The organism is Fenollaria sporofastidiosus (genome assembly GCF_943169635.2).
Lineage (GTDB): Bacteria > Bacillota > Clostridia > Tissierellales > Peptoniphilaceae > Fenollaria > Fenollaria sporofastidiosus.
The window spans coordinates 1,185,963-1,209,511 of the sequence record NZ_OW968186.1 but is presented as its reverse complement, the minus strand read 5'-3'; the positions used below and the strand labels follow the sequence as shown (position 1 = coordinate 1,209,511).

At 33.3% G+C, this 23,549-nt stretch carries 22 protein-coding genes; 3 read left to right on the top strand and 19 right to left on the bottom strand.

Annotated elements, in window-relative coordinates; genetic code table 11:
* The 11 genes from pth to KO172_RS05785 all read right to left on the bottom strand — a co-directional run bounded on the left by pth (nt 1) and on the right by KO172_RS05785 (nt 11,196).
* Nucleotides 1-564 (bottom strand): aminoacyl-tRNA hydrolase, encoded by a 564-nt coding sequence (gene pth / locus KO172_RS05835; RefSeq protein WP_215492572.1) that lies wholly within the window; start codon nt 562-564, stop codon nt 1-3.
* Nucleotides 564-1,514: a ribose-phosphate diphosphokinase gene (locus KO172_RS05830; RefSeq protein WP_215492571.1), complete on the bottom strand. Its 951-nt coding sequence runs from the start codon at nt 1,512-1,514 to the stop codon at nt 564-566. Before KO172_RS05830 ends, pth begins: the two co-directional genes overlap by 1 nt.
* Nucleotides 1,511-2,902, bottom strand: a complete 1,392-nt coding sequence (gene glmU, locus KO172_RS05825; protein ID WP_215492570.1) for a bifunctional UDP-N-acetylglucosamine diphosphorylase/glucosamine-1-phosphate N-acetyltransferase GlmU — start codon at nt 2,900-2,902, stop codon at nt 1,511-1,513. The genes KO172_RS05830 and glmU overlap by 4 nt, the downstream gene beginning before the upstream one ends.
* Nucleotides 2,902-4,287 carry an MATE family efflux transporter gene (locus KO172_RS05820; RefSeq protein WP_215492569.1) on the bottom strand — a complete coding sequence of 462 codons (1,386 nt, stop codon included), beginning with the start codon at nt 4,285-4,287 and terminating at the stop codon, nt 2,902-2,904. The genes glmU and KO172_RS05820 overlap by 1 nt, the downstream gene beginning before the upstream one ends.
* A gap of 8 nt (nt 4,288-4,295) precedes the next feature.
* Nucleotides 4,296-5,945, bottom strand: a complete 1,650-nt coding sequence (locus KO172_RS05815) for a hypothetical protein (RefSeq protein WP_215492568.1) — start codon at nt 5,943-5,945, stop codon at nt 4,296-4,298.
* Entirely contained in the window at nt 5,938-6,729 is a 792-nt protein-coding gene (locus tag KO172_RS05810) for an ABC transporter ATP-binding protein (protein ID WP_215492567.1), read from the bottom strand. Before KO172_RS05810 ends, KO172_RS05815 begins: the two co-directional genes overlap by 8 nt.
* 25 nt (nt 6,730-6,754) lie before the next feature.
* On the bottom strand, nt 6,755-7,249 hold the full coding sequence (locus tag KO172_RS05805; protein ID WP_215492566.1) for a TDE2712 family protein: 495 nt from the start codon (nt 7,247-7,249) through the stop codon (nt 6,755-6,757).
* A gap of 1 nt (nt 7,250) precedes the next feature.
* Complete coding sequence (locus KO172_RS05800; protein ID WP_215492565.1) at nt 7,251-8,081, bottom strand: CvfB family protein; 831 nt, start codon at nt 8,079-8,081, stop codon at nt 7,251-7,253.
* 136 nt (nt 8,082-8,217) lie between these two features.
* Nucleotides 8,218-8,895, bottom strand: a complete 678-nt coding sequence (locus tag KO172_RS05795) for a hydrolase (RefSeq protein ID WP_215492564.1) — start codon at nt 8,893-8,895, stop codon at nt 8,218-8,220.
* Nucleotides 8,888-9,907 (bottom strand): lysylphosphatidylglycerol synthase transmembrane domain-containing protein, encoded by a 1,020-nt coding sequence (locus KO172_RS05790; protein WP_215492563.1) that lies wholly within the window; start codon nt 9,905-9,907, stop codon nt 8,888-8,890. The genes KO172_RS05795 and KO172_RS05790 overlap by 8 nt, the downstream gene beginning before the upstream one ends.
* Nucleotides 9,907-11,196 carry a M18 family aminopeptidase gene (locus KO172_RS05785; protein WP_215492562.1) on the bottom strand — a complete coding sequence of 430 codons (1,290 nt, stop codon included), beginning with the start codon at nt 11,194-11,196 and terminating at the stop codon, nt 9,907-9,909. Before KO172_RS05785 ends, KO172_RS05790 begins: the two co-directional genes overlap by 1 nt.
* A gap of 183 nt (nt 11,197-11,379) precedes the next feature.
* Between KO172_RS05785 and KO172_RS05780 the strand changes: the two genes are divergently transcribed.
* The gene (locus tag KO172_RS05780) at nt 11,380-12,270 is read left to right on the top strand and encodes a DUF4300 family protein (RefSeq protein WP_215492561.1); all 891 of its coding nucleotides are present in this window, start codon (nt 11,380-11,382) and stop codon (nt 12,268-12,270) included.
* An 83-nt stretch (nt 12,271-12,353) separates the two neighbouring features.
* On the opposite strand, the gene rpsD is transcribed toward KO172_RS05780, so the two are convergent.
* On the bottom strand, nt 12,354-12,947 hold the full coding sequence (gene rpsD, locus KO172_RS05775) for a 30S ribosomal protein S4 (RefSeq protein WP_215492560.1): 594 nt from the start codon (nt 12,945-12,947) through the stop codon (nt 12,354-12,356).
* Between the two features lie 177 nt (nt 12,948-13,124).
* On the opposite strand from rpsD, the gene KO172_RS05770 reads away from it, so the two are divergent.
* Nucleotides 13,125-14,819 (top strand): gluzincin family metallopeptidase, encoded by a 1,695-nt coding sequence (locus KO172_RS05770; protein WP_215492559.1) that lies wholly within the window; start codon nt 13,125-13,127, stop codon nt 14,817-14,819.
* Between the two features lie 37 nt (nt 14,820-14,856).
* On the opposite strand, the gene KO172_RS05765 is transcribed toward KO172_RS05770, so the two are convergent.
* The 6 genes from KO172_RS05765 to gcvT form a co-directional block, all read right to left on the bottom strand.
* The gene (locus tag KO172_RS05765) at nt 14,857-16,023 is read right to left on the bottom strand and encodes a MalY/PatB family protein (RefSeq protein WP_215492558.1); all 1,167 of its coding nucleotides are present in this window, start codon (nt 16,021-16,023) and stop codon (nt 14,857-14,859) included.
* A 23-nt stretch (nt 16,024-16,046) separates the two neighbouring features.
* On the bottom strand, nt 16,047-16,895 hold the full coding sequence (locus tag KO172_RS05760; RefSeq protein WP_215492557.1) for a YitT family protein: 849 nt from the start codon (nt 16,893-16,895) through the stop codon (nt 16,047-16,049).
* 63 nt (nt 16,896-16,958) lie between these two features.
* The gene (gene gcvPB, locus KO172_RS05755; protein ID WP_215492556.1) at nt 16,959-18,425 is read right to left on the bottom strand and encodes an aminomethyl-transferring glycine dehydrogenase subunit GcvPB; all 1,467 of its coding nucleotides are present in this window, start codon (nt 18,423-18,425) and stop codon (nt 16,959-16,961) included.
* Nucleotides 18,419-19,771 carry an aminomethyl-transferring glycine dehydrogenase subunit GcvPA gene (gene gcvPA, locus KO172_RS05750; protein ID WP_215492555.1) on the bottom strand — a complete coding sequence of 451 codons (1,353 nt, stop codon included), beginning with the start codon at nt 19,769-19,771 and terminating at the stop codon, nt 18,419-18,421. The genes gcvPB and gcvPA overlap by 7 nt, the downstream gene beginning before the upstream one ends.
* Before the next feature lies 1 nt (nt 19,772).
* On the bottom strand, nt 19,773-20,153 hold the full coding sequence (gcvH, locus tag KO172_RS05745; protein WP_215492554.1) for a glycine cleavage system protein GcvH: 381 nt from the start codon (nt 20,151-20,153) through the stop codon (nt 19,773-19,775).
* Between the two features lie 25 nt (nt 20,154-20,178).
* Nucleotides 20,179-21,279, bottom strand: coding sequence for a glycine cleavage system aminomethyltransferase GcvT (gcvT, locus tag KO172_RS05740; RefSeq protein ID WP_215492553.1), 1,101 nt, complete (start codon nt 21,277-21,279; stop codon nt 20,179-20,181).
* Nucleotides 21,280-21,590: 311 nt separating this feature from the next.
* Between gcvT and KO172_RS05735 the strand changes: the two genes are divergently transcribed.
* Nucleotides 21,591-23,102, top strand: coding sequence for an ATP-binding cassette domain-containing protein (locus KO172_RS05735; protein WP_215492552.1), 1,512 nt, complete (start codon nt 21,591-21,593; stop codon nt 23,100-23,102).
* A 56-nt stretch (nt 23,103-23,158) separates the two neighbouring features.
* On the opposite strand, the gene rpsI is transcribed toward KO172_RS05735, so the two are convergent.
* Nucleotides 23,159-23,548, bottom strand: a complete 390-nt coding sequence (gene rpsI / locus KO172_RS05730; protein ID WP_019213663.1) for a 30S ribosomal protein S9 — start codon at nt 23,546-23,548, stop codon at nt 23,159-23,161.
* Nucleotide 23,549 lies beyond the last annotated feature (1 nt).

Genomic DNA, 23,549 nt, shown 5'->3' with positions numbered 1-23,549 from the left:
CTATTTTCCGTTATACATATTCATCGCATAATCTTCGCCTTTATCCAAGATGCAAAGACACGCCTTAGCAGCGTTTATATACGTTTTTTCAATATCTACTTTTTCTTCTTTAGAGTATCTAGACAGAACAAAGTCTGCCAAATCAAAATGTTCTGGTTTATTGCCCACACCAATCTTTACTCTAGTAAATTTATCGTTGTTAAGCTGATAAACAATTGACTTTAAACCGTTGTGTGTGCCAGCACTTCCTGACTTTTTTATCCTAAGCGTAGCAAAATTTATATCGATATCATCAACTATTACAATTAAATCTTTGATATTGAGTTTATAGTATGCCATAAACTCTCTTATTGCTATACCGCTCTCGTTCATATATGTCATAGGCTTCATTAGATAAAGCTTATCTCCATTATATGTCGTGTAACCAAATTGTGCATGAAACTTAGCATTGTTTAGCTTAAGATTTAACTCATCTGCTAAGATGTCAATCGTTTCAAAACCAGCATTATGCCTAGTTCCGTCAAAGCGATCTCCAGGATTGCCTAGTCCTACTATGAGTTTCATTAATCAAATATCGAGCTTATTGATTCGTTGTTATGAATTCTTTCGATTGCCTTAGCTAGTTGATCAGCTATGCTTACAACTTTGATTTTATCAGTAACATTGCCTATGTTTAGAGGAATTGTATCAGTTATAACAAATTCTTCAAGCTTACTAGAAATAAGTCTTTCAATAGCAGGTCCTGACAATACACCATGAGTTGCGCAGCCATAAACTTTCTTTGCTCCGCCCTTTTCAGTTAAATATTCAGCAGCATGGCAAATAGTTCCTGCTGTATCTATGATGTCATCAACTAAGATACAAGTTTTGCCTTCAACGTCGCCTATAACGTTCATAACTTCTGATACGTTTGGCTTTGGTCTTCTCTTTTCAATTATAGCGATAGGAGCGTCTAATTCATTAGCAAAATTTCTTGCGCGAGTAACTCCGCCAAGGTCTGGTGAAACTACTACTACATCATTAAGATTCAATGACTTGAAGTATTCTGCTAAGTGTTTGATAGCTGATAGATGGTCTACTGGTATATCAAAGTAGCCTTGGATTTGTCCTGCATGAAGGTCCATAAGAACAGCTCTATCTGCTCCTGCTTTTTCAATTAGATTAGCAACTAATTTAGCTGTGATTGGTTCTCTTGGTTTAGTCTTTCTGTCTTGTCTCGCGTATCCGTAGTATGGTATAACAGCGTTGATTCTGCCAGCTGAAGCTCTCTTGCATGCATCAATCATGATTAAAAGCTCCATAAGATTATCGTTAACTGGCTCATGTGTTGGTTGAACGATAAATACATCTGCGCCTCTTACTGTTTCTTTGATGTTAACAGCAATCTCTCCATCTGAGAAATGTGTTACTTCTGAATCAATAAGTTCAGTGTTCAAGTGCTTACAAACATCTTTTGCTAATTGTCTGTTAGCGTTTCCTGTTAATACTTTTAGTTGTCCTAGAAATGAATTCATTTTTCTTCCTCCATATTTTTTTTATTTTTTACCCAATCTATCTTATCAACTTGTCTAGCTCTCGCTATAGACAAAGAATCCTTGATAACAGTTTTAATTATTGTTGAACCAGCAGCCACATAAGCGTTTTCTCCTATCTCTACTGGCGCCACAATATTAGAATTACTACCGATAAAGGCGTTGTCCTCAACCTTCGATCTATGCTTATTCTTACCATCATAGTTTGCAAATATAACACCGCAGCCTATATTGACATTGCATCCTACATCAGCATCACCTATGTATGCAAGATGACCAGCTTTAGTTCCATCGCCTAGGCTAGCGTTCTTTATTTCAACAAAGTTGCCAACCTTGCAGTCCTTACCTATCTTTGATTTTGGTCTTAGGTGTGCATTTGGTCCTACCTTTGTTCTTTCATCTATAAAGGAGTCTTCAATAAGCGAGCTTTCAATTATAACATCCTTTGCAATGTGCGAATTTATAATTCTTGTATGTCCATATATCTTAACATTGTCTTCAATTATTGTATCCCCTTCAAGAGTAACATCTGGATATATCTCAACATCTCTACCAATCTTAACATTCTCTTCTATATATACATTAGATGGATTTCTAAAGTAAACACCTTCTAGCATCCACTTAGTAATTATCTTCTTTCTTACAATCTCTTCAATTTTGGATAAATCCAATTGATTGTTAACGCCTAAAGCAATGTTTTGATCTGTACTTATATATGCGTCAACTTTTTTATTTTTGCTTAAAAGATAAGCAACTGCATCTGTTAAATAATATTCCTTTTTAGCATTATCATTCTTTAAATTGTTTATAGAGTCTAAAAAGTCTTCACCTTTGAAACAGTAAATGCCAGAGTTAACTTCATTTATTTTTAGCTCATCTTCATTAGCATCCTTTTGTTCAACAATTTTACTAAGATTATTATCTTTGTCTCTTACTATCCTTCCATAACCATCACAATTGTCTAAGATTGCACTTAAAATTGTAAGGTTGTTGTTCTTGTCTTTATGGAAACTAAGAAAATCTTTTAAGACTTCTTCGTCAACCAATGGTGTGTCTCCAAAAATAACTAGTACATTGTCATCATAATTGATATGGCTCTTAGCAAGTGAGGCCGCATAACCAGTTCCATATGGTTCGCCTGGACCCATCTTTTGTTCTATAAACTCAATGCTCTTATCAGACGAGAATTCTTCCATAACCTTATCTTTGTTGTTGCCAACTATCAGATATCTCTTATCGAAGCCAGCTCTTTCTGTAGCGTCTAATACATATTTTAGCATTGCTTTGCCATTAATCTTGTGCAGCACTTTGATTAGAGAAGATTTCATTCTAGAACCTTCGCCTGCAGCTAAAATTATAGCTTGATTCATTAGATTATATCCCCTTTCCAATTACCTTTTCTATATAAAATATATCCATACAACGATGTGAATAAGTTTGACAAACTCATAGCAAGCCATATTGCAATAGGGCCCATCATCAGTATATGTTTGAATACTAATATCATAGGTATTCTTAAAACCCAAAGTCTACCAAGAAGCATCTTCATTGCAAGATCAGTTTTACCCGAGCCTTGAAATAGTCCTTGATAAACGTTGTATAGACCCATGCAAAAGTTCGTTATCAATATGAAAAATAAGAACTGCTTTGAAAGATACATAAGATTTTCGCTTGCATCTTTTAAGAATAGCGCCAGCACTTGATCTCTAAATATCCATACTATTATTGAGCCTAAAACGCATATTACATTTGACATCTTACATGCAGTCCTAAAGGCCTCTTTAACTCTATCAAAGTTCTTAACACCTTTATTCTGACCGACAATACTTACTATTGATTGACCTATACCTCCTGGTGGTTGCGATATGATAGATGTAACCCTGTTTATTGTTACAAAGGCTGTTAATGCGTCTTGACCATATGATAATACAAATGTATTAAGTATTATAAAGCCTACTGCCTCACCAGATTGGCCTATGCATGATGGAACTCCTATGGATATAATCTTCCTACATGCAGAAGCATCAAAGCTATATTTAAATACATTAAGATTAATTAATCCTTTTTTATAAGCAATAATTATGATTGCTATAGCCATGAATGCTTGTGAGATTATAGTAGCAAGCCCAGCTCCCTTTATGCCCATATTTAAACCACGTAAACCTATAAAAGGTATCTCTTCGTATATGAATACAGGGTCTAGTAGCATATTAATTATTGTTGATATACCACTAATTATTGTTGGAGTTCTTGTGTCACCAGCTGACTGAAATATTGAGTTTGTTGAAAAGAAGAAAAATACAAAGGGGCATCCTAAATACAGTATATCTAGGTAAGCCTTACTTTCTTCGAATAATTTTCCTTCTGCTCCCATCAATCTTAATATTGTTGATGAGCACAATAAACCAACACTTACAACTATTATAGACAGCAGTGCTGTTAATATATAAACATTTTCTTTGTATGTTTTTACTCTTTGAGCATCACCTCTTCCCATAAGCTGAGAAATGATACCTGTTGATGCTATTGATAAACCCATACCAATAGATATAAATAAGAACATAACTGGCCAAATAAATCCAGTCGCAGCGAAACTTATCTCACCAATGCCCGCTACCCAATATGAGTCAACTAGATTATATAGCGTTTGTATTATATTGTTTAAAACTATGGGTGTTGCGAGCGTTATTATTGTCTTTTTCATGTCACCATGAAGTATTAAGTCTCGTCTTTCTTCTAAATCTATGGTTTTCATTATTTCCCCTATTTTTTAAGTAAGTATATTAGTGCTCCTAATCCAATTAATGAATATAAATATATAAACGGTGTATTTAAAAATATTAGAAGAGCGTTTAATCCAGTAAGCACAGCTGTTATAAACATAGATGCCATACCAGCCCAGAAATATCCTTTTTGACCATTCTTAATCTTTGTAAAATCCAATGAGAATGGTATATTCTTTAGTAAAAGATCTGAAGAGATAACGCCTGATAGCATTATAAATATGATTGGATTGATGTAGTCAATAAACCAAGCATTTTTTACAAATAATGACATAAGCATCGCATCTATCAAAACTGGCACAAATATAAAGGAAAATAATCCTCCCTTTTTTACACCATTTTTAAATTCTTTAAGTCTTAGATTGCCTGTGATTAAATGTATTATTGATGCTTTATAATTTGTAGCATAATTTAAAATTTGCCAAATGCCCATAGCCATTATAGATGACATGTAATTAATTAAAGTCACGAACCTCGCATGATCTTTTAAAACCATATCAGCCATTGGGTCGCTGCCCTTCTTAAACGCAGCAAATAGAAAGATTAGTGGATAAACAATTATCATAAGTGATATAGAGCCTAATTGAAATTTTAGTTTTTCATCAGAGCCCTTCATCCAAAATACCATGTTTACCCCAGCTCTTTCCATATCGTTCTTGGCAAAAAACTTATTTGTTAACCTTTGTAAAAAGCTTGTCTTTTTATTTATTATAACTTTGTCTTTCTTTGATAAAATTTCTTCAAAATCTTTCGATATAGCTGTATTTATAGCTATAAATCCAATGAAAAATACAATTAATAATACTGTATAAATTATATTTATGGTTTCAAAATTGCCATATAGTAATTCAAACGGCCCTGTGAACCACATTGGTATGAATAAATATTTAAAAGCTTCACTTGAAAATATTTTTATTGCCATTTCTTTATCAACAATGTGTCCAAAAACTTGAAAGCCTATCATAAGCACAACAAAGATCAGTACTTGAACTGTTGTTATTATAGACTTTATATTAAGATTTTTAAATATTTTAAATAATGCATAGTAAAATATATATTCAAACATTACGAGACTTACAGATAACATAAATACTTCTACTAGCAGTATTGGAGCTTCTTGCGGCCTTTTTACGATTGTAACTAAAAGCGCTGGACCAAACATAATTAAGGCTAATTTCACTACATATATGATTAGTGATATTAACCTTGCTAAATTTACTTCTCTTTCGCCAACAGGCTTAAAAAGTAATATATTTCTGTCTCTTGTGTCTATAAGTACTTCAGTAAAGTCAACTATAATACCTGCAAAGAATAAAAACATACCAACAGCGAATAAAGCTGTATACCTTGTCTTTATGTCCTGTGCTCCATAACATATTCCAGCTAATATTAGTCCATATATTAAGAATAATATATAGCCTCTTTTGAAAAAATTGCTATTTTGAAAAAATTGTGATAATTTACTCTTGCTCTCTTGGCCTGAAAAGCTATTGGAAAAGGCAGATGTTCTTCTGCTTTCCATGATAAGCTTAGCCTTAAGTATTGCTCTAAGCTTATTATAATCAACTCTAAGACCATTAAAAAGTGGTTTAAATAAATCAAGCACCTTTAGTGAGAATAATTTAAACATCACTCTCACCTATGGCTTTAACAAATTCTTCTGCTAACTCTTTGTGATTAGTAAAACCAGTTACTTCATTGAAGATATTTTCAAGTGACTCATCACTATCCTCATTATTATTAAGAGTCTTTTTAATATTATCTATGCTGTCATTTAGTATAACTTTTCCATTTTGTAAAAGTATGATCTTGTCAGATAGTTTTTCAACAACTTCCAATATATGTGATGAATAAAATATTGTCTTGCCTTTATTTTTAAGTGAGGCAAGAATCTCTTTGATAACTAAAACCGAGTTTGCATCAATGCCGCTAAGTGGCTCATCTAGAAAGACTATGTCGGGATCATGTAGTAGTGATAAGACGAATAGATACTTTTGTCTCATACCCTTTGAAAAAGATGATATTTGTGAATCCATCACGTCTTTCATTTCAAGCACTTCTAGCATAGTTTTAGCTCTTCTAACTGCACTTTCTACATCAATTTCATATAGTGCTGCATTTAGTTCTATATTTTCAATTGCTGTTAAGTTCTCGTAAACCTCGCTAGCTTCGGGAACGTAACCTATCTTCTTCTTATAATCAAGTGAGTCTTTAATATTCTTACCAAAAACAGAAACATCTCCAAAGTAGTCTCTGTTAAGACCCATAATTATCTTGATAGTTGTTGATTTACCGGCGCCATTGGGTCCAATGTAACCAATAATCTCTCCAGAATTTACTGAAAAGTTTACATCTTTTAAAATTTCCTTTCCATCGAAAGCATTTGATAAGTGCTCTACTTTTAATATTTCCATACTGCCTCCTGATGTCTACTACTTATTATTTATCTTGAACTAGATCTAATATATATTCTTTAAAATCCTTACCGTTAACTGTAACTGCTCCTGTTCCTCCAAAGATATCAACATTGATCTTGAAGAAGTTTACTACTATAGTATTACCATCTATATACTTTTCTTCTAAATGTCCAGGAACAAATATTAACTTCTTATCAGCGTTAACTGCATCAAGATTAAGTTTCTTGATTGGTTCAACCATCATGTTAACAACGCTTAAATCTTCTGTCATCCACATATTGTTATTCCAGAATTTCTTTTCTTCCTTTGTAGCGTTATTTAAAAGTTCTTTGTTAGAAATTGCTGAAAGAACTTTTCTTACAGATTCCTCATTGAAGCCTTCGCAGTAAGTGTACTTCATTTCATCTCTATCTGCTACGCTTCTGATATAATCTTCAGAAACCTTTTCTCTCTCTGCAATGCTTTGCCAAAATACAAGCATTAATTCAATTACCTCTGTGTTAATTTTTACTGACATATTAATCCTCCTTAATTTCTATGGAATCGTCATTGATAATAATTTTTCTTTGTCTATACAAAATGGCGATTGCCCTTTTAAATGATGACTTACTCATATTGAAAATTTTCCTAATATCATCAGGATCACTCTTATCTGCGTAGTTCATCTTGCCTTTATTCTTTAATAATATTTCATACACTTTTAATGAATCACTCTTGTGTTCATCGTATGCTGACTTTTCTAATTTAGTGCTCAATACAAGTCTACCGTCTTCATGAACGGTTTGTACTCTAAACTTCATTCTCTCTCCAAGTTCGTAGTCATCACATACATCTTTCTTTTGAACCATGGCCTCATATTTGTCTTCAATGGCTACAAATAAACCAAATTCTCTGGATATGTTGTAGATAATACCATCTACTATATCTCCCTTTTTAAAATTAGTACTTCTTTCTAATGTGTTTCTAATCTTCATAGTTGTCGCAAGTCTACCCGACTTGTCAATATAAAGTTTAACTAAGACCATAGCACCAACTTTTGGATCTCTTATTGCTTCAGAGAACGGTAGTAATACATCTTTATCAAGACCCATGTTTAAAAAGTAACCTATCCTTGTCTTGCTGACTACTTTTAAATTTTTTATCTCGCCTACTTCTATGTATGGCAGCCTAAAAGATGATATAACTTTGCCATCAAGTGGATAGTTAAATATCTTAACAGTGTCTCCTACGTCATATTTTTTATCATCAGACCTCGCATGATAAGTGTTTTTATCTAGGTCTTCAAGAATATAATCACTGCCACTGTGCTTAATTACTTTTGCTTCAATTGTTATTCCTAACTTGTTCATTTCTTACCTCTTCATAAAATTTCACAATGATTATATCATAAAAGATCATTTTTTTCAATAAAAGTGTGGTATTCAAACAATCTAAAAGAAATAATACCGTGCATGAAAAACACCTCTAGTCATAGAGGTGCTAATCTTATTTGTCTCTATATGCCACCATGATGTCTTCAAGTATCTCAGGTGATGTTCTTGGTGTATATGATAGGCAGTTTGCTCCTGCTCTAATTGTTTCTAATATATGTTCATCAGTATGTCCGCCTGTTGCTATTATAGGAAATTTTTCTCCTACTATAGACCTAGCGTGTCTTATTAAATTTGCAGTCTCTTTTCCTCCTGCTATGTTAAGTATTCTAGCTCCAGCATTAATCTTGCCTTCAATATCATCATTAAAAGATGCGATGGATGCAATAACAGGTATGTCTATATACTCAGACATCTCTTTTATAACCTCGTTTTTCATAGGTGCATTTACAACGACGCCAAAAGCTCCATTAAGTTCTGCTTGAAAAGCTATCTGTATGCTTCTTTGGCCTGTAGTTAATCCTCCGCCTACTCCAACAAAAACTGGTCCTGGTGATACATCTAGTATGGCCTTCGTTATTGATAACTCTGGTGTGAATGGATAGACAGCTATAACTCCATCTGCATTGGTGTTTCTAATGATGGCAACATCTGTTGAGAAGACTAAAGACTTTATTCTTCTGCCCATAATGTTAATGCCAGAGCATCTATATACTGCTTCAGGAACCTTTTGTACGTGTCTTCTAAGTACTGTATCGACACTCGGTATATACTTTTTTTCTTCGTTATTCAAATCTCTCAACCTCTTTATCTGTTTTAAAATTAACTGTAAAGAACGCTCCAACTATGATAGGTGCGTAGAATGTAAATACTCTCCACAGTATTACTACTATGGCTACTGATGAAATGTTCTTATATAGTGGTCCAAATATACTAAGAAAAGCTCCCTCCGCTCCTAATGCTGCTCCTGGAAGTGGAACATAGCCAGATATAAGTGCAACCATGCATGCAGCGCACACACTTAGGACTATATCAGGCGTTTGTCCTCCAAAAGCTGAGAAAACTACATGTGGTATTGACCATAGTGATATGTTTTGAAGTGCTACAAAAATCGCACAAGGAAGTAATTTATATAGCCCCTCTCTTTTATAAACTCTAAATGAGTCATAAAATGAGTCTATCTGTCTATCTAGCTTTTCTATCTGTTCGACAGGATTCTTCTTGTTAAATAATTTTACAATTTTAACTATAAACTCTTTACTCTTTCTTGGAAATATGATTACTGTTGCAATTAAAAACGTTACTAAAACGCTTAGTGCAACGCCAAGTATCATCATTAATCCCGTAAACCAGGTTTTACCTAAATTATGATATGAGTAATATATTGAGAATAATCCAAGAACTAGTGTAACTACGTTGTTGATTATAAGTAATAATATAACCACTGAAGATGAAAGTCCTGGCGCTAGTCCAAAATCCCTCATTCTTAATACTTGCATAGGTTGACCGCCTGTTGATGATGGTGTGATTGCGTTAAAAAAGGCGCCCGTCATTGTAACTTTAAATGCATCAACTTGCTTTAGCTTAACTCCTAAAACTTTTAGTAGTGCGTTTAATGAAAGTGAGCCAAAGAACCAAAACAAAAATATCAGGAAAGCAGCTAATATTAAATAATAAACATTGGCTTGCCTCACTGTTGCAATGATTTTCTCTGGTCCGTCTATAAAATATGCACTTAGTAAAACAACAAGAATAGATATTGCAATGACAAGTATAGAAAAGAGCTTAGTCTTTTTACTCTTCATTATTTAAAAAATTCTGTGAATATCTTATACAAATTGTAATGATCTTCAACGCTTCCAAATTCTCTGATTGAGTGCATAGCAAGTATAGGGTTGCCTATATCAACCGATTTAATGTCTAGTTGTGTTGAGCTGATTGGACCTATAGTTGATCCTCCACGAACGTCTGATCTGTTAAGGAAAGCTTGTACCTTAGCTCCTGCCTTAGTAGCAAATTGCTTAAATACTGCTGCAGACTCAGCATCAGATGTGTAGCTTTGATTAGCAGCATACTTTATGCAAACGCCCTCACCCATCCTTGGCATATTTGTAATGTCGCACTTTTCAGGATAATTTGGATGGTATGCGTGTGCAAGGTCTGATGAAATCATAAATGATTTTGCTTTTACTCTGTAGAACTCTTCGTCATCTAAACCAAGCGCTAATATTATCCTTCTCATTACATTCTTTAAGAATGGACTGTTTGCACCTTGCTTAGTCATAGATCCGACTTCTTCGTTATCTGATACATATATTAAGTTAATAAATTTCGATGCTTTTTTGGCTAATAAAGCCTTGTATGATAGATGCGCCATAGCTAAGTTATCTAGTCTGCCAACTTGCATAAATTCATTGTTTAAACCAAGAATCTTGCCACCTTCTCTATCGTAAGCAAATAAATCAAAGTCAAGTATGTCTTCTCTCTTAACTTTTAATTCTTTAGCAATTACATCTTCTAATTTAAGCTTTTCGACAGTATCGTTAATAAGCTCAAGTATTGGAAGTGTATCTTTTTGTGCGTTTATATCAAAACCTTTGTTTACTTCTCTGTTTTGATGTATGCAAAGACTTACTATGCTCATAAGATCTTTATCTATATTAAGCAGGTGCATGTGTGGGTGCAATGCATCCTTTTCGTTTCTAGTATATACTCTACCTGCTAATGAAAGAGCTCTGTCAAACCATGTGTGGAGTATCGCTCCTCCATAAACTTCTGTATTTAACTTGTGGTAGCCGTTTTGATATATGTCTGGCTGAGGCTTAACTCTAAAACATGGACTATCTGAGTGCGAAGCTATGATCTTAAAAGCTAAGTCGTCTTTTTTCTTTGGAATATCAAAAGCCAATATAGCCGAGTCATTCTTCTTTACATAGTACTTAGATCCCAAGCTTAAGTTCCACTTATCTTCTTCCTTAAGTTCTTTATAGTCTGATTTCTTTAGTTCGTTTTCAATCTCTTTAACAGCAAAAAAGGCACATGGACTATTATCAATAAAACCGATTAAATCCTTTGCCAAATCTTTTGAATTCATATTGATTCCCCCTTTTACTTAAGTTAATTATAAACTAAGCAATATTTTATGTCAAGAAAAAGAAGAATTGCCACCTATCCAAAGATATGTGAAGCTTGTTAATATAAACTGTTACCTTTTTGTAAAGCTTAGCTAATTGACAAGTGCTCATTTGTAAACTATAATTTGTTTTGAGGTGGTTATATGAAAAAAGTATTATTCTTACTACTATCTTTATCTATGGCTTTAATTTTAGTATCATGTACTCCTAAGGTAAATGGTACAGACAGTGAAGTAAATGCTCCTTCAAGCGCTCCTGATGATAAAGATAATGAAGATGATGAGACTATAATGTATACTAACATTACAAGTGATGAAACAAAGAACGATTTAAAGAAAGCGCTTATTGATAAATGCCTTGATGAGAACGATGTAAACTTCTTTATGAATAACGTTGATGAATATAACGACAGTGCTGATGCAAATGAATTAGCATCTAAGTTCACAGCGTATAATGACAATATTTCTTATAACAATAGCATTGATAAGTTTACACAAAAGAATCCAGACTTTCTTGGTATTAACTGCAGGATAACAACATTCTCTCTAATTAAGAACAGTTTAGACATTGAGAAAGAGCTGAATGATAAATCTTCTGTATTAGACTTTGACAAAAAAGCTATAAGTGATAAGTCGCTACTAAATGATGATGAGCTTAAAAAGTTCATTACATATTATGCACCAATCAACGTTAAAGATGCTAAAGAAGATTATAAAGATATAATTATGAAAGAATTTGATGCAAGAGGCATTAAATTTAAGAATGAAGATGTAAAAGTTGTCTCAGTATATATAAACTCTAATGATGAAATTGATGGGAATATTCTCTTTATTGGTCACACAGGACTTATGTATGAAAGTGGCAAGAAATATTACTTTTTAGAAAAGCTAAGCTTCCAAGAGCCATATCAATTGCTTAAGTTTAATAATAAGAAAGAAATATATGATTATTTGATGAAGAAGTACAATCAAAAGCTTGATGAAAATTCGCATGAAGCTATAATTACTGAAAATAATAAAATCTTCTTGTATTAAAAAGGCAGAGCTTATGCTCTGCCTTTAATCTTAATAAAAGTTTTTCCAATGAAAAAGCTCTCAGTACTCTGAGAGCTAATTTATTAATGAGAATAATATTCTACTACGTAAACGTCTTCGATTTCTATTGGAATTTCTTCTCTTTCTGGTAATCTAGATAAAACTGCTTCGAATTTATCAATATCTTTTTCAATGTATGGATAAGAATTTCCAACTACTGTTTGGAAGTTTTCCTTAAACATTTCATTTGATCTTGATTTTTCTTTTAAGCTGATCTTTTGTCCAACTGATAATTGATAAGCTGGCTTGTCTACTCTCTTACCGTCAACAAGGATGTGTCCGTGAACAACCATTTGTCTTGCTTGTCTGATTGATTGAGCAAAACCTGCTCTAAGAACAAATGCATCTAATCTTGTTTCTAGTAATTTGATAAGAGCGTGACCTGTTTGATCTTTAGACTTTTTAGCTTTTAAGAATGCCTTCTTTAATTGAACTTCTGGCACTCCATAGTAAGCTCTTAATCTTTGTTTTTCTAGTAATTGAAGACCGTAGTTAGATAATTTCTTATCTGAACGTGCAGCTCCTTTTTTCATACCTTTTGTAGCTTTCGCTAATCCATAGACATTTAAGCCTAATCTTCTGACCGTTCTTACTCTTGGTCCGTTTAAACTTGACATTAAAACACCTCTAAAAATATATTTGCCGCGGTATATTTTTAACATTCATAGTTTATCACATATATACTGGCTTGTCAACTACTTTTTAAAATTTTATATAAATATTCTTATTTAATTGAAAAAGGCTCCTTAATGATATATAATTAAATATGATAATACATTTAAAGGATGAAGGCTATGTTGTTTGATAAAATTGAAAAAGATTATAAAAGAATAGATATACTTAGTGAAGCAAACCTTGTTAATTACTATGCGAGCCGTCTAGCACGCTCTAGTGACTTTGATGAGAAAAACACTTTAATTAGAGAGGTCGACATAATTAAAAGGCGCTACCATAGCTTTAAAGAGTATGTATTTGTAAAATTTTCGCAAGATACTAGTGATGAATTCTTTAAAAATGAATTTTCATATATTTTAAGTAATGAAGATGAGTTTAAGAAGGCTACGATTAAATTTGCGCTAACACTACTTGAAGATGACGATATTGAAAGACTTAAAAAGAGGTGGGGCAAGTACTATTTTGACAAGCTAAGTATAATGCAAGATCTCTACAAGAAAGATGTTGTTGGTCTTAATATGAATGAAAACAAAATCTTGCAAGAGATTAATGAGTATAGAAATACAAAGTCCATCTCTTTTGATGGAGAAATAATTACTAACAAAACTTTAGCAAAATTCCTACTATCTAATGATAGAAATCAAAGAAAGCGTTTGTTCGAAGAAATGAATAAAAGCAACTTAGAGCGCAATACCTACTATGCACAGAAGTATAAAGATCTTGTTATTATGAGATATAAGATAGCCAAAAGACTTGGTTATAATAACTACCTTGACTACTCCGATAAGGAAAGATGCAGAATTAATTATAATCATAACGATATAGTTAAGTTTAGAGAGGCAATAAAAAAACATCTTGCTACTAATGCTAATGTCATTGCTGATATAAAAAAAGAAAAGCTTGGTGTTGATCAAATTTATACTTATGACCTTAAAGTATACTTTAAAGACTACAATGCTATGCCCATAAAGGATCCTTACCTATTATTAGAGAAGATAGCGAATAAGCTTGAAGAATATAATCCATTTTTAAGTAAAATAATAAGAAAGATTATAAACGATAAATCTCTTGACCTATTGCCAAGAAAAAATAAAGCTAGCTATAACTATGCAACAAACATATATAACCACGATATAACATTTATGTTCGCTAATTATGAAGCAGACCTATTAAGCTTTTCAAACTTCATAACCTGCCTAAGCTATGCTCTAATTCTATATATAGGCTCATACAACGAGCTTATTGAGTATATTGAACCGCAAGATGATATAGTTAACGCCTACTCTACTGCATTCTCATTTATTATATTGAGCTTTGCTGATGAACTGTTTGAAAATGGCGCAAAAAATTATATGATTTCATATAAAATAAATCTTTTATTCGATATACTCTTCTACTGCTTAATTAATGAGTTTGAAGAGCTTATGTATCTAAATATAAACACAGATCTTGAGGAAAGATATGAAATATTTAGAAAGCTTCACAAAGAGTACTTCCCTTTCATAAGTGTTGATGAGAAAGTATTTGATGTTGGCATGTGGTGGCTTAACTACCACACCCTATTTAATACACCTATGCTCTCAATTAATTATGCAATCGGTGACTTAAGTGGAATTGACTTCTACAACAATCTTTTGGAAGATAAGGAAGAAGCCTTCAAAAAGATGACACTACTTATGGATAACGCAAGCAAAGAAGACTTCCTTACAAGCATTGAGCTTAGTAGATTAAAAAATCCTTTCAAAGAAGAAAATATCAAGGATATAATCACAAAGTATATAGACGACTTAGCTAAAGAATATAAAAAAATATAGAGGGCTTAGGCTCTCTATATTTTTGTTTATAGTATATTTATTTATTTAAAGTTTTTATCTCTTCAATTGACTTCTTAAAACTATCCACTAAGAAATAAATAATCTCTCTTGGATAAGCAAGATTAATCCTTACCGACATCTCATCTCCAAACATCGCTCCATCGGATAAAAATATCTTGTTCTTAATGAAAACTTCATGCATAGCCTTTGGACTATATTTTAATTCTGATAAGTCTACCCAGATTAAATATGTTCCTTCAGGCTTTTGAAATTTTATTCCATCTATCTTGGAAAATTTCTCGCATACATAATTAATGTTCCCCTCTAAGTACTTAAGCATCTCTCTATACCAAGATCTACCTTCATTGTAGGCTGCCTTTAACGCCTCAAGCCCAAATGGATTGACCGAGCCCATCAAAGATTTAGCTTCAACACTGATTATCTTCTCTCTTAGTTTTTCATCAGGTATAACAGCATAAGCAGTATTTAAACCTGCAATATTAAATGTCTTAGAAGGTGCCATAAAGGAAACAACTTTTTCATAATTTTTAAACACTCTCATTATTGGAGTATAAAAATTATTGCCATAAGTAAAATCTTGATGCATCTCATCGCTTACGATAAATAAGTTGTGCTTATATGCAATTTCAGATAATCTTTCAAGTTCACTCTTAGTCCAAACTCTTCCTACTGGGTTGTGCGGATTACATAGAACTATTGCTTTCGCTAGCTTTGCTTTCTCTTCCAAGTCATTAAAATCTATTGTATAATGATTACCGTCAAATATAAGTTTGTTTTGTAGTATCTCCATGTTTTTTAGATTTGAGAAATTAAAAAATGGAGGATAAACTGGTGTTTGAATTATTATTTTCTCTCCATCCTCGACTATTGATCTAATAACAAGATCAAGTCCTGGAACAGTTCCTGGAGTAAATACTATCCACTCCTTTTTTATATCAAGCTCATGCATATCCTTTTGCCAGTTAATAATAGCCTTATATACATCATCGTCTGGTAAAGTGTAGCTATAAAAGTCCCTGTCTGCTCTCTTTAAACATGCAGCTTTAACCTCAGGAGCTGTTGCAAAATTCATATCAGCAATTGTGAATGGTATAACTGACTCATCATTACCTGCTAAACGTGAAGTTTCATACTTAGCAGATGATAAAGCGCTTCTGTCAATTATTTTGTCAAAATCAAACATAGTACCTCCAGTAATTTTATATTTTATTCAGAAATATTCCTCCATCTAAAGCCATAGACTTCACTTGCATTCATTACAACCAAGAAAGAGTCTGGAGCATTCCTTTCTATAAATCTTTTTAAAAGTAAATAGTCCCTTCTTGAACAAACAGTCATGATTACCGTATGTTCATTACCAGTATATGCACCAACAGCCTTATAAAGGTTTGCTGAGTGATTAAGTTCTTTAACAATGTAGTCTTTAACAAGCTCTGGTTTTTCTGTATTTATAATAATATTCTTAGATGTATTTAAACCGTCTATAGTAAAATCTATGATTAACCCGTTCATTATAATACCTAGTAGTGAATATAAACCGATTTCAAGACCAAATACAATGCCTACAAATAAAGTGATGACTAAGTCGCAAAGTAGTACGCCCTTGCCAAGATCAAGTCCAGTGAATTTATTTATGATTTTAGATAGTATATCTGTACCACCAATTGATGCATATTGATTAAGTATTATAGCCATACCTACAGCAGATACTATAACAGCTATTATCATTTGTAATAGCAAGTCATCAATTATAGGTCCGTCAAGTGGAATAATTTTTTCTAGTATGAATATAATTAAAGATATACCAAGTGATGTAAGTACTGTCTTTACACCAAACTTATTACCTATGAATAAAAATCCTAGAGCGAATAAAACTATGTTTGTTGCAAATAAAACATAACTCATTGGTAAATGTAATAAATACGATAAAACAATTGCTATACCTGTAGCTCCACCTATAGTCATCTTAGTTGGAGTTAAAAAGAAATAAACAGCGATGGCAACCATAAAGGCGCCTAAAACTATTAATAAATTAGACTTTAATTTTGCGTTCATTTTATACCTTCCTATAAAATTTATGTATTAGGGGCACTTTGATGTGCCCCATTATATTACTTACTATTTTTCTTCTTTAGTATATGTTAATACTGGAGTTCTAGCTGCCAATGTTTCATCTGGTCTAGATACCATAGTTGTCTTTGGAGCGTCTAGTAAGTCTTGTGGATTTTCTTTAGCTACTCTAGCGATATCGTTAAGTGCAGCTGCATAAGCATCCAATGTTTCCTTACTTTCTGTTTCAGTAGGTTCGATCATCAATGCTTCATGAACTATTAGTGGGAAGTATACTGTTGGTGGATGGAATCCTCTATCGATTAATCCCTTAGCAACATCTAATGTTGTTACTCCAGTATCACAGTTCTTTAGTCCGCCTAATACAAATTCATGCATACAAATTGTATCGTATGGAACATTGTAATTTTCTTTCAATTGACTTAATAGATAGTTTGCATTTAAAACAGCATTTGTTGATGCTTTTCTTAAACCATCTGAACCCATTGTTAGGATATAAGTGTAAGCTCTTACTAGGATACTGAAGTGTCCGTAGAAGTCTTTAACCTTTCCTATACTTTGTGGTCTATTGTAGTCAAGGAAGTATTTGTCATCATTTTTAGAGATAACTGGTACTGGTAAGAATGGAAGTAATTCTTTCTTGCAACCAACTGGTCCACCGCCTGGTCCTCCACCGCCGTGTGGTGTTGAGAATGTCTTGTGAACGTTGTAGTGAACAACGTCGAATCCCATGTCTCCAGGTCTTGAGTGTCCCATAACTGCGTTCATATTAGCGCCATCGTAGTACAATAGACCGCCTTTTCTATGAACGATTTCAGCTATCTTTTCAATATTTTTGTCAAATAAACCTAAAGTGTTTGGATTTGTAAGCATTAGACCAGCAACTTCTTCAGTCATAGCTGCTTCTAGTGCTTCAAGATCAACTAAACCATTTTCATCTGACTTAATTTCTACAGGAGTAAATCCGCCCATAGAGCAAGTTGCAGGGTTTGTACCGTGAGCAGAGTCAGGGATAATCATCTTGTTTCTATTCATATCTCCTCTTGCTTCATGATATGCTCTAATTAATAGAACACCTGTTAACTCACCATGTGCACCTGCAGCTGGTTGCAATGTTGCTCCGTCCATACCAGAAATTTCAGCTAGTGATTCAGCAAGGTCATACATTAATTTTAAAGCGCCTTGTGTGCAACCATCGCCTTGGTATGGGTGTAAGTCTCTAAAGCCTTCAAGAGCAGCCATATCTTCATTAATCTTAGGATTATATTTCATTGTACATGATCCTAGAGGATACATGCCGTTGTCAAGTCCGTAATTCTTTATTGAAAGATTTGTAAAGTGTCTTACTACGTCTACCTCAGATAATTCAGGTAGGTCTAGTTCTTCTTTATTTAAATATTCACTTGGAATTACGCTATCTAATTTTAAATCTTCAACATCAAGATCTGGTAAATTGTATCCAGTTCTACCGGGTCTTGAAATTTCAAATATTACTTTGTCATATCTATCTAACATTCAACACCCTCCAATACTTCTACTAATTTATCCATTTCTTCTTTTGTTCTCTTTTCAGTAACAGCAAGCATGAATGCGTTCTTGTATTCATCACCGTAGAACCAAGAAAGTTTAAATGCATCCATGAAACCATTAGCTGTAAGAGCTGCGTTGATCTTATCTACGCAGATATCGCTAGTGATAACGAATTCTTTGTAGAATGGTTTATTATACATTAATTTAAATTTACCAGATTTGCAAAGTTCTTTTTGTAGATAATGAGCTTTCTTAGCGCATTGCTCAGAAACTTCTCTTAAGCCCTTCTTGCCCATAAGTGACATGTAAATTGTTGCGCAAAGTACATTTAAGCCTTGATTTGAGCATATGTTTGAAGTAGCCTTATCTCTTCTGATATGTTGCTCTCTAGCTGTTAATGTTAATACCCAAGATCTCTTACCGTTTCTATCAACTGTTTGACCAGCGATTCTTCCTGGTAATTTTCTCATGAACTTATCAGTTGATGAGATGAATCCAAGGTATGGTCCACCATAAGATAGTGGTATACCGAAGGCCTGCGCTTCACCAACTACTATGTCAGCACCGTAGTCGCCAGGTCTTTGTAGTATACCTAGTGAGTTAGTGTCAACGTCAGCAATGAAGTATGTTTTCTTGAACTCATGAGTTAAGTCACAAGCAGCCTTCATATCTTCGATAACTCCAAAGAAGTTTGGATTTTGCATAATTACGCATGCTGCGTCATCGCTTAGTTTCTTCTTTAAGTCATCTAAGTCAGTTGCTCCATCTTTGATGTCAACTTCAACAACTTCTATGTTATGGCTGTGTGTATATGTGTCTAGAACCATTCTAGCTGATGGGCTAAGTGCTTTTGATACTATAACTTGTTTCTTACGAGTTGTGTTGCAGCACATTAGAGCTGACTCTACAACACCGTTAGAGTTGTCATATAGTGAAGCATTTGTAATAGGTAGTCCTACTAGATTGCTCATCATTGTTTGGAACTCAAATATCATTTGTAGAGTTCCTTGAGATACTTCTGGTTGATAAGGTGTATAAGAAGTGTAAAACTCGCTTCTTGATGCTATAGCACCAATTACTGAAGGGATGTAGTGATCATATGCTCCTGCTCCTATGAAGCAAATTTTCTTATTTGTAGAGCAGTTCATATTTGCAAGATCACTCATGATCTTTCTAACTTCTAATTCTGATTTATGTTTAGGTAAGTTTAACTCGCCTTTGAATCTAACACTTTCAGGAATACAATCAAATAATTCTTCTTCAGATTTTACACCTATCTTGTCAAGCATCTCTTTTATGTTTTCAGGTGTTTGACTAAGATATGGATACATACTAGTCCTCCTTAGCAAATTCAGCGTATTTTTCGTCGTCCATTAAATCGTCTAATTCAGATGGATCACTCATTTCAATCTTGAATATCCAAGCGTCATATGGTCCTTCGTTGATTAGAGCTGGTTCATCGTCAAGCGCTTCGTTAACTTCAACTATCTTTCCGCTAGCTGCTGTGAAAACTTCTGAAGCTGCCTTTACTGATTCAACTGATGCTACTGCATCGCCTTTTGAGAATTCATCATCAATTTCAGGTAATTCAACATATACTATGTCTCCTAAGTTGTGTTGAGCGTAGTCAGCTAAACCAACTGTAGCGATGTTTCCATCAACCTTAACCCATTCATGATCTTCTGTGTAAAGTAAACCTTTTTTAATTTCCATTGTAAATTCCTCCTAATTGTATAATTTATTTTTTAATGTCTTTTAAGAATTTTCTGCTAATTTGTTTAGCTTTTTGAGCTTTTCCTCTGATAATTACATCAAATTCAGCTCCCATTTCCTTGTAAGATGCATCGATTAGAGCGTTACCTATCTTCTTGCCAAGTGTTGGTGATAGATATCCTGTTGTAACGTAGCCAATCTTCTTGCCGTCTTTTTCAATTTCATATCCTTCTCTTGGTATAGCCTTATCAATCATTTCAAAGCCAACAAGTATTCTCTTGTTTTCAGCTTTAATCTTCTTAAGAGCCTCTTTACCAATGAAGTCAGCTTCTTGATCTAGCTTAACAAAGAAGTTTAGTCCGCCTTCTACTGGAGAAATATCTTGTGATATTTCATGGCCATATAGTGGAAGCATAGCTTCAAATCTAAGTGTATCTCTACATCCTAGTCCGCATGGTTCAATTCCAAACTCTTCTCCAGCCTTTAACACTTCTTTGTAGATGTGAACTATTGAATCATTATCTGTGTAAATTTCAAATCCGTCTTCTCCAGTGTATCCTGTTCTAGAGATTAAAACTTTTTTACCAGCAAGTACAAAGCCATCAATGAAGTGGAAGAATTTGATAGTATCTAGATCTACATCTGTTAATTTTTGTACAGCTTTTTGTGCAAGTGGTCCTTGAACAGCTATTTGTGATGTTTGATCTGAAACATTTTCAACCTTAACATCAAAGTTTTTAGCTTGTTTAGTAATCCATTCAAAGTCTTTTTCAACATTTGCTGCATTGATTACTAAAAAGAACTTTTCTTGGTTGAATCTGTATACTAGTAAGTCGTCTACAGCGCCACCATTTTCGTAACACATAACATTGTATTGTACTTGTCCGTCTTCGATAGCGTGTAAGTCATTAGTAATTAGATGATTTACAAAATCAAATGCATCTTTACCAGTAACCCAAACTTCACCCATGTGAGATACGTCAAATACCCCTAGTTTTTGTCTTACTGCATTATGTTCCTCGATTAAGCCTGCGTATTGAACTGGTAGTAACCAGCCAGCATAATTTACAATTTTGCCACCTAGTTTTACATGTTCATCGTATAAAGCAGTTTTTTTGCCTTCCATTTTTCATCCTCCTTAATCTACATTTATAATATACAATATTTTTTACAAGAAATATTTCAACACCTAAGCTAAACTAAGCATCAAAATATTAGGCCTCCTTGTCTTCTTAATATTGTTAACTATTATAGCGTCGTGAAAATTTCTTTAGGAACACTTTACTATGTTCACAACAGAAATCTTCGATTTCATTATAACATATAAAATACATTTTTGCTAATATTTTAACTTTAATTTTTATAAAATTTATATTTATTTGAAATAATTTAGCAATTAATATATAATTTAAATAAATAATCATATAGGAGGCGTCTATGCAGATAAAAAATTTAACTATTAGACTTAAGAAAGATGGTAGAAGCATAATTGACAATTTAACGTTTTCTATAAACAATGGCGACAGGCTTGCACTTATAGGCGAAGAAGGCAATGGTAAATCTACTCTAATTAAGGCGCTTACAAATATAAACGATGTTCTTACTTATGCGGATATAAGTGGTGAGATTAGCCGTGATGAATCTATAGCAATTGTGCCTCAAATAGCTACAGCTGATGTGCTTTGTAAAAGTTTGAGTGATCTTATTTATGCTAATGATGAACTTACTGTTGACATAGGCGAATTTTATAAATTAATCAACGCTTTTAACGTCGATGTGAACGACTTGGAAAGGAAGCTTGAAACATATTCAGGCGGAGAGAGAATGAAAATTTTAATTTCACTCGCTATAGCAAAGGGTCCTTCTCTACTAATACTTGATGAGCCGACTAATGATATAGATTTTGAGTCTATGGAAGTTCTTGAGAGAGTGCTTAAAGAATTTAACGGGAAAATCATCTTTGCAAGCCACGATACATACTTCATCAAAAAACTAGCAAATAAAATAATACATTTTGAACTGCTTCAAAATAAAACAAAATCACGTATAAATATTAGTGGTAATGACTACGATACTTATATTAAACTTAGAGAAGAACAAATTTCTACTCAAATGCAAAGAGCTAAAAACGACAAGGCGCGCATGGATGAAAAGGAAGCAAGGTGGAGGCATGTTCATGATAGCGTAGAGCATGATCTTAGAAGAGAAAAGAACGACAGACTAGGTAGGTATCTTAAAAAGACTATGCACGAAGTGAAGGCTCACGAAAAGCTTATCGAGTGGGAAAAAGGAAAAATGACTAAAAAACCAGAATACGAAGAACAAATCTTTGTTAATTATAATAAAGAAAAACTTATTGAAAACGGCAAATGTGTTTTAAACTTGCATCTTAAAGTTTTAAGAGCTAGTGATAAAATACTTGCCAAAGATATAAATCTTGAATCATATGGCAATAATAAAATTGCTATCGTTGGAAAGAATGGTGCTGGCAAAACAACTCTATTAAACATTATTAAAGATAATATAAGTAAAGACTTAAGAGTCTCGTATATGCCACAAAACTATGAGGAAGAACTAAATGTTCATAAAAACGCTATTGAATATTTAAGAAATGACTTTACTAAAGATGAAGAAACTAAGATTAGAACTTATCTTGCTTCTCTAAAGTTTACTAAAGATGAGGTGACTAAAAACATTTCTGAACTTAGTGGCGGACAGAAAGCAAAGCTATTTTTTGCTAGGATGCAGCTTATGGAGCCTGATATTTTAGTTCTTGATGAGCCAACAAGAAACATATCGCCTCTCTCCTTACCTAGTATAAGTAATGAGATGAAAACCTTTGGCGGAGCCATCTTCTTTGTTTCGCATGATAGATACTTTATAAATCATGTTGCAGATGAAATATATGAGCTTGATGAAAGCGGCTTAATTAAAAGATCTAAAATTTAATACTCACAAAAAAAGACCTTGCAAATGCAAGGTCTTTCGTGTATATAGTAATAAAACTATCTCTTTGAGAATTGTGAACTCTTTCTAGCTTTCTTGAATCCGTATTTCTTTCTTTCTTTCATACGTGGATCTCTAGTTAAGAATCCTGCTTTCTTTAATATTGATCTGTATTCAGGATCAACTTCAAGTAAAGCTCTTGATAAGCCATGTCTTATAGCTCCTGCTTGGCCTGTAAATCCGCCACCGTTAACTAAAACGTAAACATCGAATTTACCAAGTGTGTCAGTTAAATTAAGAGGTTCACGAACAATGTTTTTTAATAACTCTTCTTTTAAATATTGATCAATATCTCTGTGGTTGATAGTAAATTTACCATCGCCAGGCACTAATCTTACTCTAGCTACTGAAGATTTTCTTCTGCCTGTTCCTTGAATAAGTTTTTCCATC

Excerpts from the sequence above, each read along its gene's own strand:
- pth (WP_215492572.1), bottom strand. The coding sequence starts at position 564 with ATGAAACTCATAGTAGGACTAGGCAATCCTGGAGATCGCTTTGACGGA.
- KO172_RS05830 (WP_215492571.1), bottom strand. The coding sequence starts at position 1,514 with ATGAATTCATTTCTAGGACAACTAAAAGTATTAACAGGAAACGCTAAC.
- glmU (WP_215492570.1), bottom strand. The coding sequence starts at position 2,902 with ATGAATCAAGCTATAATTTTAGCTGCAGGCGAAGGTTCTAGAATGAAA.
- KO172_RS05820 (WP_215492569.1), bottom strand. The coding sequence starts at position 4,287 with ATGAAAACCATAGATTTAGAAGAAAGACGAGACTTAATACTTCATGGT.
- KO172_RS05815 (WP_215492568.1), bottom strand. The coding sequence starts at position 5,945 with ATGTTTAAATTATTCTCACTAAAGGTGCTTGATTTATTTAAACCACTT.
- KO172_RS05810 (WP_215492567.1), bottom strand. The coding sequence starts at position 6,729 with ATGGAAATATTAAAAGTAGAGCACTTATCAAATGCTTTCGATGGAAAG.
- KO172_RS05805 (WP_215492566.1), bottom strand. The coding sequence starts at position 7,249 with ATGTCAGTAAAAATTAACACAGAGGTAATTGAATTAATGCTTGTATTT.
- KO172_RS05800 (WP_215492565.1), bottom strand. The coding sequence starts at position 8,081 with ATGAACAAGTTAGGAATAACAATTGAAGCAAAAGTAATTAAGCACAGT.
- KO172_RS05790 (WP_215492563.1), bottom strand. The coding sequence starts at position 9,907 with ATGAAGAGTAAAAAGACTAAGCTCTTTTCTATACTTGTCATTGCAATA.
- KO172_RS05785 (WP_215492562.1), bottom strand. The coding sequence starts at position 11,196 with ATGAATTCAAAAGATTTGGCAAAGGATTTAATCGGTTTTATTGATAAT.
- KO172_RS05780 (WP_215492561.1), top strand. The coding sequence starts at position 11,380 with ATGAAAAAAGTATTATTCTTACTACTATCTTTATCTATGGCTTTAATT.
- rpsD (WP_215492560.1), bottom strand. The coding sequence starts at position 12,947 with ATGTCAAGTTTAAACGGACCAAGAGTAAGAACGGTCAGAAGATTAGGC.
- KO172_RS05770 (WP_215492559.1), top strand. The coding sequence starts at position 13,125 with ATGTTGTTTGATAAAATTGAAAAAGATTATAAAAGAATAGATATACTT.
- KO172_RS05765 (WP_215492558.1), bottom strand. The coding sequence starts at position 16,023 with ATGTTTGATTTTGACAAAATAATTGACAGAAGCGCTTTATCATCTGCT.
- KO172_RS05760 (WP_215492557.1), bottom strand. The coding sequence starts at position 16,895 with ATGAACGCAAAATTAAAGTCTAATTTATTAATAGTTTTAGGCGCCTTT.
- gcvPB (WP_215492556.1), bottom strand. The coding sequence starts at position 18,425 with ATGTTAGATAGATATGACAAAGTAATATTTGAAATTTCAAGACCCGGT.
- gcvPA (WP_215492555.1), bottom strand. The coding sequence starts at position 19,771 with ATGTATCCATATCTTAGTCAAACACCTGAAAACATAAAAGAGATGCTT.
- gcvH (WP_215492554.1), bottom strand. The coding sequence starts at position 20,153 with ATGGAAATTAAAAAAGGTTTACTTTACACAGAAGATCATGAATGGGTT.
- gcvT (WP_215492553.1), bottom strand. The coding sequence starts at position 21,279 with ATGGAAGGCAAAAAAACTGCTTTATACGATGAACATGTAAAACTAGGT.
- KO172_RS05735 (WP_215492552.1), top strand. The coding sequence starts at position 21,591 with ATGCAGATAAAAAATTTAACTATTAGACTTAAGAAAGATGGTAGAAGC.
- rpsI (WP_019213663.1), bottom strand. The coding sequence starts at position 23,548 with ATGGAAAAACTTATTCAAGGAACAGGCAGAAGAAAATCTTCAGTAGCT.